At 71.6% G+C, this 14343-nt stretch carries 10 protein-coding genes; 6 read left to right on the forward strand and 4 right to left on the reverse strand.

All coding sequences use genetic code 11. From position 1 onward, the window contains the following. Window positions 1-58: 58 nt before the first annotated feature. Window positions 59-2017, reverse strand: coding sequence for an acetate--CoA ligase (gene acs, locus OG289_RS28375; RefSeq protein ID WP_327316872.1), 1959 nt, complete (start codon window positions 2015-2017; stop codon window positions 59-61). A gap of 268 nt (window positions 2018-2285) precedes the next feature. Then, window positions 2286-4877 (reverse strand): bifunctional SulP family inorganic anion transporter/carbonic anhydrase, encoded by a 2592-nt coding sequence (locus OG289_RS28380; protein ID WP_327316873.1) that lies wholly within the window; start codon window positions 4875-4877, stop codon window positions 2286-2288. A gap of 335 nt (window positions 4878-5212) precedes the next feature. Between OG289_RS28380 and OG289_RS28385 the strand changes: the two genes are divergently transcribed. Further along, window positions 5213-6493: a hypothetical protein gene (locus tag OG289_RS28385; RefSeq protein ID WP_327316874.1), complete on the forward strand. Its 1281-nt coding sequence runs from the start codon at window positions 5213-5215 to the stop codon at window positions 6491-6493. Between the two features lie 3 nt (window positions 6494-6496). Here OG289_RS28385 and OG289_RS28390 read toward each other — a convergent pair whose 3' ends face one another. Continuing rightward, a complete protein-coding gene (locus OG289_RS28390) occupies window positions 6497-7477 on the reverse strand; it encodes an ATP-binding protein (protein ID WP_327316875.1) in 981 nt (326 codons plus the stop codon). A 101-nt stretch (window positions 7478-7578) separates the two neighbouring features. On the opposite strand from OG289_RS28390, the gene OG289_RS28395 reads away from it, so the two are divergent. Then, a complete protein-coding gene (locus OG289_RS28395) occupies window positions 7579-8403 on the forward strand; it encodes an oxidoreductase (RefSeq protein WP_327316876.1) in 825 nt (274 codons plus the stop codon). A gap of 447 nt (window positions 8404-8850) precedes the next feature. On the opposite strand, the gene OG289_RS28400 is transcribed toward OG289_RS28395, so the two are convergent. Next, window positions 8851-9684: an HAD family hydrolase gene (locus tag OG289_RS28400; protein ID WP_327316877.1), complete on the reverse strand. Its 834-nt coding sequence runs from the start codon at window positions 9682-9684 to the stop codon at window positions 8851-8853. A 573-nt stretch (window positions 9685-10257) separates the two neighbouring features. Between OG289_RS28400 and ssd the strand changes: the two genes are divergently transcribed. From ssd to OG289_RS28420, 4 genes are all read left to right on the forward strand, one after another. Beyond that, the gene (ssd, locus tag OG289_RS28405; RefSeq protein ID WP_327316879.1) at window positions 10258-11370 is read left to right on the forward strand and encodes a septum site-determining protein Ssd; all 1113 of its coding nucleotides are present in this window, start codon (window positions 10258-10260) and stop codon (window positions 11368-11370) included. Next, window positions 11367-12578 (forward strand): TadA family conjugal transfer-associated ATPase, encoded by a 1212-nt coding sequence (locus OG289_RS28410; RefSeq protein ID WP_327316880.1) that lies wholly within the window; start codon window positions 11367-11369, stop codon window positions 12576-12578. Before ssd ends, OG289_RS28410 begins: the two co-directional genes overlap by 4 nt. Further along, window positions 12571-13431, forward strand: a complete 861-nt coding sequence (locus tag OG289_RS28415) for a type II secretion system F family protein (RefSeq protein WP_327316881.1) — start codon at window positions 12571-12573, stop codon at window positions 13429-13431. The genes OG289_RS28410 and OG289_RS28415 overlap by 8 nt, the downstream gene beginning before the upstream one ends. A gap of 61 nt (window positions 13432-13492) precedes the next feature. Beyond that, window positions 13493-14278 (forward strand): type II secretion system F family protein, encoded by a 786-nt coding sequence (locus OG289_RS28420; RefSeq protein ID WP_327316882.1) that lies wholly within the window; start codon window positions 13493-13495, stop codon window positions 14276-14278. The last annotated feature ends 65 nt before the right edge of the window (window positions 14279-14343 follow it).

A 14343-nucleotide genomic window follows, 5' to 3' on the forward strand; every position in this document is an offset into this window, starting at 1 on the left:
GTCGCCGGGTGCCCTGCAAGGACGTGCTCAGTCCTGGTTCGATCCTCGTCGGCTGTCCTCAGTCCTCGCTCGGCGCCGCCGGGAGCTTCGCCTGGATGAGGTCCATGACCGTGGAGTCGGTCAGTGTGGTGACGTCCCCGAGCTGACGGTTCTCCGCGATGTCCCGCAGCAGCCGGCGCATGATCTTGCCGGAGCGGGTCTTCGGCAGCTCCGCCACGGGCAGGACGCGCTTCGGCTTGGCGATCGGACCGAGCGTGGCACCGACATGGTTGCGCAGATCGGCGACGAGGCCCTCGTCCTCCGCGTTCGCCGTGCCGCGCAGGATGACGAAGGCGACGATGGCCTGCCCGGTCGTCTCGTCGGCGGCACCCACCACGGCCGCCTCGGCGACGGACGGGTGGGAGACGAGGGCCGATTCGACCTCCGTGGTGGAGATGTTGTGCCCGGAGACGAGCATGACGTCATCCACGCGCCCGAGGAGCCAGATGTCCCCGTCGTCGTCCTTCTTCGCGCCGTCCCCGGCGAAGTACCTGCCCTCGAAGCGCGACCAGTACGTGTCGAGGAACCGCTGGTCGTCGCCCCAGATGGTGCGCAGCATCGACGGCCACGGCTCGGTGAGGACCAGGTAGCCGCCTCCGCCGTTCGGCACCTCGTTCGCCTCGTCGTCGACGACGGTCGCGGAGATGCCGGGCAGCGGCGTCTGCGCGGAACCGGGCTTGGTCTCGGTGACGCCGGGCAGCGGCGAGATCATCATCGCGCCGGTCTCGGTCTGCCACCAGGTGTCGACGATGGGGGTCCGGTCGGCGCCGATGTGCTTGCGATACCAGATCCAGGCCTCGGGGTTGATGGGTTCACCGACGGAGCCGAGGACGCGGAGGGAGGAGAGGTCGAACTTCGCGGGGATGTCGTCGCCCCACTTCATGAACGTACGGATGGCGGTCGGCGCCGTGTACAGGATCGTCACCCCGTACTTCTGCACGATCTCCCAGAAGCGGCCCTGGTGCGGGGTGTCGGGCGTGCCCTCGTACATGACCTGCGTCGCGCCGTTCGCCAGGGGCCCGTACACGATGTAGGAGTGCCCGGTGACCCAGCCGACGTCGGCGGTGCACCAGTAGACGTCGGTCTCCGGCTTGAGGTCGAAGACGGCGTGGTGCGTGTACGCGGCCTGCGTGAGGTAGCCGCCGGAGGTGTGCAGGATGCCCTTCGGCTTACCCGTGGTGCCGGAGGTGTAGAGGATGAACAGCGGGTGCTCGGCCTCGAACGCCTCGGGAGTGTGCTCGGCCGACTGCCGTTCGACGATCTCGTGCCACCAGACGTCACGGCTGTCGTCCCAGGCGACCTCCTGGCCGGTGCGGCGGACCACCAGCACGTGCTCGACGTTGTCCACGCGCGCGACCGCGTCGTCGACGGCCGGCTTCAGCGCGGACGGCTTGCCGCGCCGGTAGCCGCCGTCGGACGTGATGACGACCTTGGCGTCCGCGTCCTGGATGCGGGTGGCCAGCGCGTCCGCCGAGAAGCCGCCGAAGACGACGGAGTGCGCGGCGCCGATCCGGGCGCAGGCCAGCATCGCGATCGCCGTCTCGGGGATCATCGGCATGTAGACCGCGACCCGGTCGCCCTTCCGAACTCCCAGCTCCAGCAGGGCGCCTGCGGCCTTCGACACCTCGTCCTTGAGCTCGGCGTAGGTGATGGCGCGGCTGTCGCCGGGCTCGCCCTCGAAGTGGATGGCGACCCGGTCCCCGTGCCCGGCCTCCACATGCCGGTCGACGCAGTTGTAGGCGACGTTGAGCGCGCCGTCCTTGAACCACTTGGCGAACGGCGGGTTCGACCAGTCCAGCGTCTCCGTCGGCTCCTTGGCCCAGGTCAGCCGACGGGCCTGCTCGGCCCAGAAGCCGAGCCTGTCAGCCTTGGCCTGTTCGTACGCCTCCGCCGTGACGTTGGCGTTGGCCGCCAGGTCGGCGGGCGGCGCGAACCTGCGCTCTTCCTTCAGCAGGTTGGCCAGGCTTTCGTTGCTCACGACATCTCCCTCTCGAAGGGTGTCCGTGTCCGTTGTGTCCCAGGCCACAGCTCATCAGACCCGGGGGTCCTGTGACAAGGGCCGTCGAAAAATTGGTTTAGACCTGTTGGGGTGGGGGTGCGGTGCTGGTCATCCGTACCCACGGACGGCGGCCGGAGGGGGTTCAGCCGGTGTAACGCCTTTCACACCCGTGCCCTGGTGGGGTCGGGCGTCGCCCGCCGAGGAGAGGGTCTCGGCGGACGCTGCCCGGCCTCATGCCGTCACGGCGTCACGCCGTCAGGTCCGCCACTCCCACATGGTCGAACAGCTCGCCGCCGCTCTCCCCGGTGAGCAGGTACGTCTGCGCCTCGCCCACGTGGAAGTACAGCCCGTGCAGCTCCAACGCCCCGGCCCGCAGGGCCCGGGCCACCGACTCGTGGGCCCGCAGATGCTCCAACTGCTGGACCACGTTGGTCAGGCAGAGCTGCTCGGCCGCGTCCACCGGTGTCCGCCCGGCCAGCCGGGCCCAGGGACGGCCTTCGTCGGCCATCCGCTCAAGGCTCGGCAGCCCGTGCCGCAGCCACCGCTTCAGCGGGGTCCGAGGGCCACCGGGTTCGGAGGTGAGCAGCGCCTGCATGGCCCCGCACCCGGAGTGCCCGCACACCGTGATGGACCGCACCTTCAGCACGTCCACCGCGTACTCGATCGCGGCTGCCACCGAGTCGTCCCCGCTCTCCTCGCCGGGCGGCGGCACGAGGTTGCCCACGTTGCGCACCACGAACAGGTCGCCGGGACCACTGGAGGTGATCATCGAGGTGACCAGCCGGGAGTCGGCGCAGGTGAGGAAGAGCTGGGTGGGTCGCTGCCCCTCCCGGGCCAGCCGCGCCAGCTCACCCCGCACCAGCGGCGCGGTGTTGCGCTGGAACGCGCTGATCCCACGCACCAGTTGATGTCCACTCGGTTCGGCGTGTTCGGCGTGTTCGGCGTGTTCGGTGCGTTCGGCGTGCCTGGTTGGCCCGGTCGGCACCGTGGGTTCCGCCGTCTCCTTCCTCTGCGCTGTGTCAGGCGTCTCTGTCGAGTCCGCCGCGCCTGCCGAGTCCGCCCTCCTGGGCGTCCGGGTTGTCGCTGTCGTCTTCCGTGGCACCTCGCACTGGTGGTTGCGCCACGGCGTCCAGGGGCGGCACCGGCAGTCGGCGATAGCGGTGCCTGCGGCGGGAACGGCGTCGAGATCTCGGGGAGCGGTCGACTCGCTCTCCTCGGCTCCGGCTCCGATGTCGAAGCAGGTGTCGGTGCCGGCACCGGTGTCGGCCCTTGCCTCCATGCCTCCCGCCGTGCCGGAGCGGCCGGTCAGTTCGGCGGAGCCGCCGTGCGCGGTGTGCGACTTCTGCCAGTCCTGGAGGGACTCGTACGCCGCGTGATCCATGAAGGAGCCGTCCAACTCGACCACGACATGGGTGCCTTGGGGCACGAGATGCAGGGTGCGGCTGAGCTGCGGCACGGCGAGGAACGTCAACTGGCCTCGTACGTGTACGTGATGGACTCCTTCCTTCTCGTAGTGCCTGATGCGGGTGCGGGTGAGGCGGTGCAGGGCGACGGCGACGGCCACGGCGATGCCGAGCGTCACGCCCTCCAGGACGCCGAGGAACACCACGCCGAGGGTGGTGACGGCGTACACCAGCACCTCTCGGTGGCGCGTCACCGTGCGAATGTGGTGCAGGGACACCATCTGGATGCCGACGGCCATCACCAGGGCGGCGAGTGAGGCGAGCGGGATGAGATCCAGGATCGGGACCATCAGCAGCGCGGCGACTACTACGAGAACGCCGTGCAGCATCGTGGAGTTCCGGCTCACGGCACCGGCTTGGACGTTCGCCGAACTGCGCACGGCCACGCCCGCCACCGGCAGTCCGCCGAGTGCGCCGGAGACGATGTTGGCCGCGCCCTGACCGAGCAGCTCGCGGTTCAGGTCCGAGCGCCCGACGCGGGCGGAGTGGGAGCCGAGCAGACCGGGCCGCGACGCGATCAGCTTGTCCACGGCGACCGCGCCGAGCAGCGACTGCACGCTGCACACCAGCGTGGTGGTGAGGACGGCGGCGACGAGCCCGAGCACCGGCCCCTCGGGCAGCCCGGCCAGGGCGTGACTGCTCCAGGACGGCAGGTCGACCTTGGGCAGGGTGAGGCCGGTGAGCGCGGCGGTCGCGGTGGCGCCCGTGACGGCGACGAGCGCGGCGGGCACCTTGTGCAGGAGGCGGCCCACCGGGCCAGGGATGCGCGGCCAGAGCAGCAGCAGGGTCAGGGTCAGTGCGCTCACGGCCACGGCCGCGGGCTGCAGTCCGGCCAACTGGGCGGGCAGGGCGCGGAGGTTGTCGAGGACGGAGCTCTGGGGGCTGCCGCCGAGGACGACGTGCAGTTGGGCGACGGCGATGGTGACGCCGATGCCGGCGAGCATGCCGTGCACGATGGCGGGGCTGACAGCGAGGGCGGTGCGCGCCACCCGCAGGCAGCCGAGGCCGAGTTGGGCGAGTCCGACGAGGACGGTGATGGCGCATGTCGTCCGCCAGCCGTAGCGGTGGATGAGGTCGGCGGTGACGACGGTCAGGCCGGCCGCGGGGCCGCTGACCTGGAGCGGTGAGCCGCCGATCCAGCCGGTCACGATCCCGCCCACGGCGGCGGCGACGAGGCCGGCCTGGAGGGGGGCGCCGGTGGCGAGGGCGATGCCGAGGGACAGGGGCAGGGCGATCAGGAAGACCGCGATCGCGGCGGACAGATCGGCGCCCGCGATGCGGAAGCGGCGGTGCGGGGCCGGTGGCGGGCTGTGGGGCTGGTGGGTGCGCTCGGTGCGCGTCGAGTGGGCGGTGCGGGTGGGGGCGCAGGCGGACATGTTTCCCGTCTCCTCCGGGGCAGCGCGGTCGCGGAACTGGTGGTCCCCCGGCTGTGGCGGGGGCGGTCGCGGCCGTGGGTCACGGCGTGCAGCGGCGGGATGAAATCAACGCTCGGTAAACGGATCGTAATCCAGAGTAAAGGCCAAGCATGGATTTTTGTGGCAAATAGGGCAGTTAATCACTCGCAAGAGTGAAGTGGCCTTTTTTTCGGCTTGTCGTACTAATTCCTTCTCGGTCCCATGCGACCTTGACGGCGCCGCCGGCTCGTCCCGGCGTGTCACCAGAGGACGCCCTCGTCGGCGTTGGCCGAGAGAAGGAAGTAGGTGGGCGCCAGATGGCCGCCACCCAGAGGATCGCCGCGGGCGCTGTGGTCGCCGCGGCTGTCGCCGCATCGCTCGCCGGTTGCGCGACCGGAACCGGTGGTTCCCATGGTTCCGAGGAAGGGGCGTCGGGCCCGCAGAGAGCGAAGCCGGCCCCGGCACCCAAGAGCATGGTCCGCCTGATCGGCGACGGCTCCACCGCGTACACCGGGGCACAGCCCCACCTGCCTCGGCCCGAGCGTCTGAAGCCGGGCCAGAAGCCGCCGCAGTTCGTGGTCTTCTCCTGGGACGGCGCGGGCGAGGACAGCCAGAAGCTGTTCTCCCACTTCCGCAAGGTGTCCAAGGCCAACCACGCGACGATGACGTACTTCCTCAGCGGCGTGTACATGCTGCCGGAGGAGAAGGCCGACCTGTACAAGCCGCCGCAGCACTCGCCGGGCCGCTCCGACATCGGTTTCAACGACGAGCAGGGCATCGCCGACACCGTGGAGCAGCTGCGCCTGGCGTGGCTGGAGGGCAACGAGATCGGCACCCACTTCAACGGCCACTTCTGCGGGAAGAACGGCGGCGTCGGCGAGTGGTCGGTCGAGGAGTGGAAGGACGAGATCGACCAGGCCAAGCAGTTCGTGAAGACCTGGAAGACCAACACCGGAATGACGAGTGCGGCCCCGCTGCCCTTCGACTACGACAAGGAACTCGTCGGCGCCCGCACCCCCTGCCTCGAAGGCCAGAGGAACTTCATGAGGGCTGCCCGCGAGCTGGGCTTCCGCTACGACACCAGTGGCGTCGACAACCAGGTCTGGCCCGGCAAGAAGGAGGGCCTGTGGGACCTGTCGATGCAGCTCGTGCCCTTCCCCGGCCACACCTACGAGCAGCTCACCATGGACTACAACTTCATGGTCAACCAGTCCGGCACCGCCACCCAGGGGGACCCCGGCAAGTACGAGTTCTGGGGCGACCAGATGCGTGACAGTCTGCTCAAGGGCTTCGCCCGGGCGTATGACGGCAACCGCGCACCGCTGATCATCGGCAACCACTTCGAGTCCTGGAACGGCGGCACGTACATGCGCGCCGTCGAGGAGGTCGTCGAGAACGTCTGCAACAAGCCGGACGTGCGCTGCGTGTCCTTCCGGCAGCTGGCCGACTGGCTGGACGCCCAGGATCCGGAGACTCTGGCCACGCTGCGCACCCTGGAGGTCGGCGAGGCCCCGGAGCAGGGCTGGGCGTCCTTCCTGCCCGGCAGCCCCGCCCCGGCCCCGAAGGGCGCGCCCGGGGCGCCGGCGGTCAGGCGGTAGCCGTCACACGGAGGCCGTGATGCCTTCGTCGAGGACGAAGTCGGGGTCGACCTGCGCCGCCAGGTCGGCCCCGGTGCGTTCGTTGCCCCAGGACTCGGCGTTCTTCAGGTGGAAGTGCACCATCTGCCGGGTGTAGCGCTCCCAGTCGCGCCGCTCGTACGCCGAGTCGACGCTCGTGTGCAATACGCGCAGGGCGTGGCGGTTGGCGTCCTCCAGGAGCTCGAACCGGGGCGGCCGGCCCTTCTCCATGGCGCGCACCCAGTCGGAATGCCCGACCGTCACGAGCAGGTCGCCCCCGACCTCGGCGCGGAGGAAGTCGACGTCGTCCTGGCCCTGCACCTTGTTGCCGACAACCTTCAGCTCGACGCCGAAGTCGCGGGCGTACTCCTTGTACTGGCGATAGACGGAGACCCCCTTCCGGGTCGGCTCGGCGACGAGGAACGTGATGTCGAAGCGGGTGAACATGCCGGAGGCGAAGGAGTCCGAGCCTGCCGTCATGTCGACCACGACGTACTCGTCACGCCCGTCCACCAGGTGGTTCAGGCACAGCTCCACCGCTCCCGTCTTGGAGTGGTAGCAGGAGACCCCCAGGTCGGCGTCCGTGAAGGGGCCCGTGACCATCAAACGGACGGCGCCGCCGTCGAGTTCCACCGAACGGGCGCAGGCGTCGTACACCGGGTTGGCCTCGCTCACCCGCAGCAGCCGGGAACCCTCGCCGGGCGGTGTCGTCTTGATCATCGTCTCGGCGGAGGTGACGCGGGGGTTGGAGCCGCGCAGGTAGTTCTTGATCAGCGACAGCCGGTCGCCCATCGCGGGCAGTGCTGCGGCCTCCGCCTCGTCCAGGCCGAGGGCGGGCCCGAGGTGCTGGTTGATGTCCGCGTCGACCGCGATCACGGGCGCGCCGCAGGCGGCGAGATGGCGGATGAACAGGGAGGACAGGGAGGTCTTGCCGCTGCCGCCCTTGCCAACGAAAGCAATTTTCATGTTCACAAAGGGTAGTGCGGTGATAGCTGCACGTGACAGGTGTGCGTGAAGAAGACCACTCCTTCGTGGGGTGTGCGCATGGGTTGCGTAGTGTCGTACTCATGAGTACGACAGGCGCGTCCGCCGATCCGCTTGCGGCCCTGGGCTCCTTGCCCGGTGTGGCCGAGTCCGTGGAGTCCGTGCGCAAGGCCGTGGACCGGGTCTACGGGCACCGGGTCATGCGCCGCCGCAGCACCGAGATCACTTCCGAGGCGGCCCTGCGTGGCGCCCGCGGCTCGGCGGCGCTCGCCGGGGCGGACTGGGCGCTGGAAGAGGTGCGCCGGCGTGCCGACTTCGGTGTCGACGACGAGGCGCGGGTCATGGGTGCCGCTCTGCGGCTGACCGCCGAGGCGGGCCAGTTGCTGTCCATCTGGAGGCAGTCGCCGCTGCGGGTGCTGGCGCGGCTGCACCTGGTGGCCGCGGCGAGCGACGGGGACGAGGTCGGGCGTCCGCGGCAGTCCGGCGAGACGGTGGACGAGCCGCTGATCGAGCTGCCGCTGCCCAGTGCCGCCGAGCTGGCCGGGCGCCTGGAGGGGCTGTCCGAGCTGATCATCGCGGGCGGGTCGGCTCCCGCCCTGGTGACGGCCGCCGTCGTCCACGGTGAGCTGCTGGCCCTGCGCCCCTTCACCTCCCGCAACGGCCTGGTCGCGCGGGCCGCCGAGCGCATCGTCCTCATCGGCAGCGGGCTCGACCCCAAGTCGGTCTGCCCGGCCGAGGTGGGTCACGCCGAGCTGGGGCGGGCGGCCTATCTGGCGGCGCTGGACGGCTATGTCTCCGGCACCCCGGACGGCATGGCGGCTTGGATCGCCCACTGCGGCAGGGCGGTCGAGCTGGGCGCCCGCGAGTCGACGGCGGTGTGTGAGGCGCTGCAGCGCGGGGCGGCGTAGCGCGCCATGCGCGCGTGGCACGCGGCCAGGGAACAGCCACGGCAAAGCCACGAAAAAAGGCCCCCGCGTGGGGGCCTTGCAAAGGGTTGCGGCGGTACGAGTCCTCGTACCGCCGCTGGCATGCTCACCCGGTTACCAAGCGTCCTCGATATATTGCCCATCAGGCCGGGAACTTCGCCCGTGACCTGGTGCGGCTGGCCCGTAATCGACGGGTCGACGTCGCGTGGGTGCCCAGTGGTCATGCGCGGTCCGTGGGGCCAAATGCGTTATTAAGGTGATCCTCTCGGATGTCCTTGGTCTCGCGGGCCGTTAAGTCCTTTGTACTCCTGGACCCGGACAAGCGGAAGTGCCCGCACCAGTTCTTTGCTTTTGCTCCCAAACGGTTTTAAACGGGCAGTGGGGGATGGCGATGGGCGGCAAGGGTCGTCCCGCGCGCGGGACGACCCTTCAGGCGGTCGCCGTCCGGCGCCGGCTGGCGTACCAGACGAGACCCGCGGTGGCCGCCGCCGCTCCTATGGCCGCGGCCGCGACGAGCGCCGGGCGGGGCGGTACGGAGAACGTGGGGATCCGCTGCTTGAGGCGCACCGGCCGGTGGAAGTCGAGAATCGGCCAGCCGCGCGCGACGGCCTCGCGCCGCAGGGCCCGGTCTGGGTTCACCGCGTGCGGGTGACCCACCGCCTCCAGCATCGGCAGGTCGGTCGCCGAATCGCTGTAGGCGTAGCAGCGCGAGAGGTCGTACCCCTCGGACTCCGCCAGCTCCTTGACCGCCTCTGCCTTCGTCGGGCCGTAGGCGTAGTACTCCACCTCGCCGGTGAAACAGCCGTCCTCGCCCACGACCATGCGGGTGGCGACCACACGGTCCGCGCCCAGCAGCTCACCGATCGGCTCGACCACCTCGGTGCCCGACGTGGACACAATGACGACGTCACGGCCCGCGGTGTGGTGTTCCTCGATCAGGGAGGCCGCCTCGTCGTAGATGAGCGGGTCGATCAGGTCGTGAAGGGTCTCGGCCACGATCTCCTTCACCTGCTGGACGTTCCAGCCGCGCACGAGGGCCGACAGGTACTCGCGGGTCCGCTCCATCTGGTCGTGGTCCATACCGCCCACGAGGAAGACGAACTGGGCATATGCGGTCCGCAAGGCGGCCCTGCGGTTGATCAGCCCGCCTTGGTAGAAGGACTTGCTGAAGGTGAGGGTGCTCGACTTCGCAATGACCGTCTTGTCCAGGTCAAAGAAGGCCGCTGTGCGGGGCAAGGAGTGGTTTTCCACAACCAAGAGCATAGGGGCAGCCCATTCGGCGTAAGGTGAGCGCGTGGGTTTGCCTGAGAGGGCTGTCGGGTACACCATGGAAGTCACGGATCGTTCGCGACCGTGCTAACCCGGTCCGGCTCCTCCCCCCCCGAGTCGGCCGTGGAGACGACCCCCGCTCTCCCCCCCGGCGGGGGTCGTCGCATGTCCGGGTGGGTTTTCTCCTTCTGTACGCGGCCGTGGCGCCGCATCGAGGCGGCTGCGGCCGCCTTTTTCGCTTGCTCGCGTCCCCTCACTTTGTGTAGTCGTCGGACTGCTCTGCGGAAGTCGTACACGAGGTAGTGCAGAGCTCACCGGTTTGGGTGACGGCGATATTCACAACTACCCACTCGTCCACAGTTTTCCACCAAGATCCACACGCTTTCCGGGTTCGCTGCACCGTGATTCCGACACGTCCGCTCGTGCCGACTTCACATGGCCGGTTCCGTTTGCCGGGCGTGTACGGCCGGTTTCTGTCGGCCGTTCATGTGGAGGCCGGATGCCGGTTCTTCACACGTTTGGGAAATCGCGGGGCCGCAGGGACTGCGCGACCCGCAGCGAAGGGGGATGGAAATCGTGACCGGAGCCGTCACACACGACCCGCCGGCCACCGCCGGAGGCCGGCCGGGCAAGCCACTGATCGTCACGGAGGACGTGGAGCTCCTCGACGACCTGCTGCGCCTGTGCGCCGCGGCCGGCGCCACACCCGACGTGCACCACTCGGTGCCGGAACAGCGGGGCGGCTGGGAGTCCGCGCCGCTCGTCCTGGTCGGCGACGACGCGGCACGCCGGGTGCGCGGGGCCGCCCGCCGACGAGGAGTGGTCCTCGTCGGCCGCGACCAGGACGACTCCGGGGTGTGGCAGCGCGCCGTGGAGATCGGCGCCGACCACGTCCTGATGCTGCCCGACGGCGAACAGTGGCTGGTCGACCGCATCGCCGACGTCGCCGAAGGAGTCGGCCGGCCCGCGCTCACCGTCGGCGTCATCGGCGGCCGGGGCGGCGCCGGAGCGTCCACGCTCGCGTGCGCTCTCGCCGTCACCTCCGCGCGTGAAGGGCTGCGCACCCTCCTGGTGGACGCCGATCCGCTGGGCGGCGGACTCGACGTACTCCTCGGCGGCGAGAGCGCGGAAGGCCTGCGCTGGCCCGCGTTCGCCGCCTCGCGCGGCCGGGTCGGCGGCGGCGCTCTGGAGGAGTCACTGCCCAGCCTGCACTCGCTGCGGGTGCTCAGCTGGGACCGGGGGGACTGCGTCGCCATCGCACCCCAGGCCGTACGCGCGGTGCTCGCGGCGGCCCGGCGCCGGGGCGGCACGGTCGTCGTCGACCTGCCGCGCCGCATCGACGACGGGGTCGCCGAGGTCCTGGCCCAACTGGACCTCGGGCTCCTCGTGGTCCCCGCCGAACTGCGTGCCGTCGCGGCGGGCGGGCGCGTGGCCTCCGCCGTCGGCATGGTGCTGCGCGACCTGCGGGTGGCGGTACGCGGCCCTTACGCGCCCGGACTCGACGACAGCGAGGTGGCCCGGCTGCTCGGACTGCCGCTGGCCGGCGAGGTACCCGTCGAGTCGGGGCTACTGCGCCCGGACGGCGGCAAGGCACCGCCGGGCGGGAGCGTGCGAGGGCCCCTCGCCCGCTTCTGCAAGGAGTTCTGGGAGCGCGTGCTCACCGAGGCGGGTGGCTCATGAGCACGCCGCCCGGACTCGAACGCGTGCGGGGGACGGGGGCGCTGCTCGACGGCGTACGGCAGTGGCTCGCCGACAGCGGGTCCGAACCGACACCCGCGCGCGTGGCGCAAGCGCTGCGCGAACAGGGGCGGGTCCTCGGCGACGCGGAGGTCCTCGGCGCGGCTGAGCAACTGCGCTCCGAGCTGATCGGCAGCGGGCCCCTGGAGCCGCTGCTTGCCGACCCCCGGGTGACCGACGTGCTGGTGTCGGCCCCGGACCGGGTCTGGGTGGACCGGGGCGGCGGCCTGGAGCTGACCGGCGTCTCCTTCCCCGACGCGGCGGCCGTACGGCGCCTCGCGCAACGTCTGGCCGCCGTGGCCGGACGGCGCCTTGACGACGCCCGGCCCTGGGCCGACGCCAGGCTGCCCGACGGGACACGGCTGCACGCGGTGCTGCCCCCGGTCGCCGTCGGCTGCACCTGTCTGTCGCTGCGCGTCGTGCGGCCACGCGCGTTCACGCTCGACGAACTGGTGGCCGCGGGCACCGTTCCGCCGGGCGGAGACCGAGTGCTGCGGGCCCTGGTGCGGGCGCGGCTGTCCTTCCTGGTCAGCGGCGGCACCGGCAGCGGCAAGACGACCCTGTTGAGCGCGCTGCTCGGCCTGGTCGGACCGGGGGAGCGGATCGTGCTCGCGGAGGACTCTGCGGAGCTGCGCCCGGATCACCCGCACGTCGTCCGCCTGGAGAGCAGACCCGCCAACCAGGAGGGAGCGGGGCTCGTCACACTCGAGGACCTGGTGCGGCAGGCCCTGCGGATGCGGCCGGACCGGCTCGTCGTGGGCGAGGTGCGTGGGCCGGAGGTCGTCCATCTGCTGGCCGCGCTCAACACGGGCCACGAGGGCGGCTGCGGCACGGTCCACGCCAACGCCGCCGCGGACGTCCCCGCCCGGCTGGAGGCGCTCGGCACGGCGGCCGGGCTCGACCGGGCCGCGCTGCACAGCCAGTTGGCGGCCGCCCTGTCGGTGGTCCTGCACCTCGTACGCGATCCGACCGGGCGGCGGCGGATCGCCGAGGTGCACGTGCTGGAGCGGGACCCGTCAGGGCTGGTGCGGACCGTGCCGGCGCTGCGGTGGCAGGCGGACGCGTTCGCCCGCGAGCGGGGCTGGGAGCGGCTGCGGGAGCTGCTGCGGAGCGAGGACAACGACGGAGGGTCGGGTGGGTGTGATGAGTGAGGTGCCGATGGCTGCGGCGGTGGCCTGTGCCGGGGCGGCGGCCTGGCTGATGGGCGGACCGTACTCGGGGGCCAGGCGGGCGCAGTTGCTGCTCGCCGGAGGCGGGGTGGTCGGCAGCGGGCCCCCGTCGTGGCGGCAGATGACCGGTGAGTTGCACAGGCTCCGGGGGCGGTGGCGGCCCGAGTGGTGGGCGCCGGTCGCCGGGCTGGTCCTGGCCGTGATGGGCGGCTCGGTGCTGCCGGTCGTCGTGGGGGCGGCCGGAGTGCCTGTACTGCGGCGGGCGCGCCGGGCCGCAGAGGCGCGGCGGGCGGGGGAGCACCGCGGGGACGCGGTGATCGCGCTGTGCGCGGCGCTGGCCGGGGAGGTGCTCGCCGGCCGACAGCCCGGTGAGGCGTTGCAGCGGGCCGCGAGGGACTCCGCGGGGCTGGGGGCGGCGCAGCCGGCGGTGCTGGCGGCGGCGCGGTTCGGCGGGGACGTCCCCAAGGCTCTCGCTGTCGCCGCACGGCAGCCGGGGGCCGACGGGCTGCTGGGTCTCGCCGCGTGCTGGCGGGTGGCCGTGGACCAGGGGGCCGGTCTCGCAGCCGGACTCGACCGTCTCGAAGAGGCGTTGCGTGCGGAACGGGACCAACGGGCAGATCTGCGCGCTCAGTTGGCGGGCCCTCGCGCCACGGCGGTGATGCTCGCCGGCCTGCCGGTCCTGGGCCTCCTGCTGGGCGCCGCGCTCGGCGCCGACCCGCTGCACGTCCTGCTGCACACCGGAGCGGGGCTGGGCTGCCTGCTCGTCGGCGGTGTGCTGGAGGGCCTGGGGATGTGGTGGGCGCTGCGGATCGTGCGCAACGCGGAGGCGACGTGAAGGGCCCGGGCGGGGGCGTGGACGGCGGCGGTGAGGGAGGGGTGTCATGGACGGAGGTGGCATGAGCGCGGAAGTTGTCCACAGGCTGGGGGCGGCCGTGGGGATCACGGCGGTCCTCTGGTGGCTGGTGCGGTGGCTGGAGACCGTGCGCCGCGAGCGCAGGGCACGGCGGCGCCTGGCCGAGCTGCTGACCTCGGAGACGGCGACGGACGCCCGACCCTCCGCCATGCGGGAGGCCGTACGGCGATGGCTTCCCGAGGTGTCTGTGGTGGGTGCCGGATGGGTGGTGGTCGGCGGTCTCGCCGGTCTCGCACTGGGGTTGATCGGTGCGGTGGGGCTGGGGCGGTGGCGGCGTCGGCAACAGACGGAGGGCGCGGTGAGCGAGGCCGAGGCCCGGCTCGCCGCACGGCAACTCCCGCTCGCCGCCGATCTGCTGGCCGCGTGCATCGCGGCCGGCGCCGGACCGGTCATCGCGGCACAGGCCGTGGGCGAGGCGCTGGGCGGTCCCGTCGGTGAGGGGCTGGCGCGCGGTGCTGCCGAGGTGCGGCTGGGCGGCGAACCGGCCACCGCGTGGCGGAGGTTGGCCTCGATGCCGGGCGCCGCGGCCCTGGCCCGGTTGCTGGAGCGGGCCGATGTGTCGGGGCTGCCGGCGGCCGGACCGGTCGCCCGGCTCGCCGCCGACACCCGCGCCGAGTGGGCGCGTGCGGCGACGGCTCGGGCTCGGCGGGCGGCCGTCTTGGTCACCGCGCCGGTGGGGCTGTGCTTCCTGCCCGCCTTCATCACGGTCGGTGTGCTGCCCATCGTGATCGGGCTCGCGGGCGGGGTCTTGGAAGGAGGTGGGCGATGACGGCGCGACGCGTGTGAACGCCGATGAACGCCGATGAACGCCGAACGGCAGTATCGCGAGCGGCC

Origin of the sequence: Streptomyces sp. NBC_01235 (assembly GCF_035989285.1) — a bacterium.
In the GTDB taxonomy this organism is placed as follows: domain Bacteria; phylum Actinomycetota; class Actinomycetes; order Streptomycetales; family Streptomycetaceae; genus Streptomyces.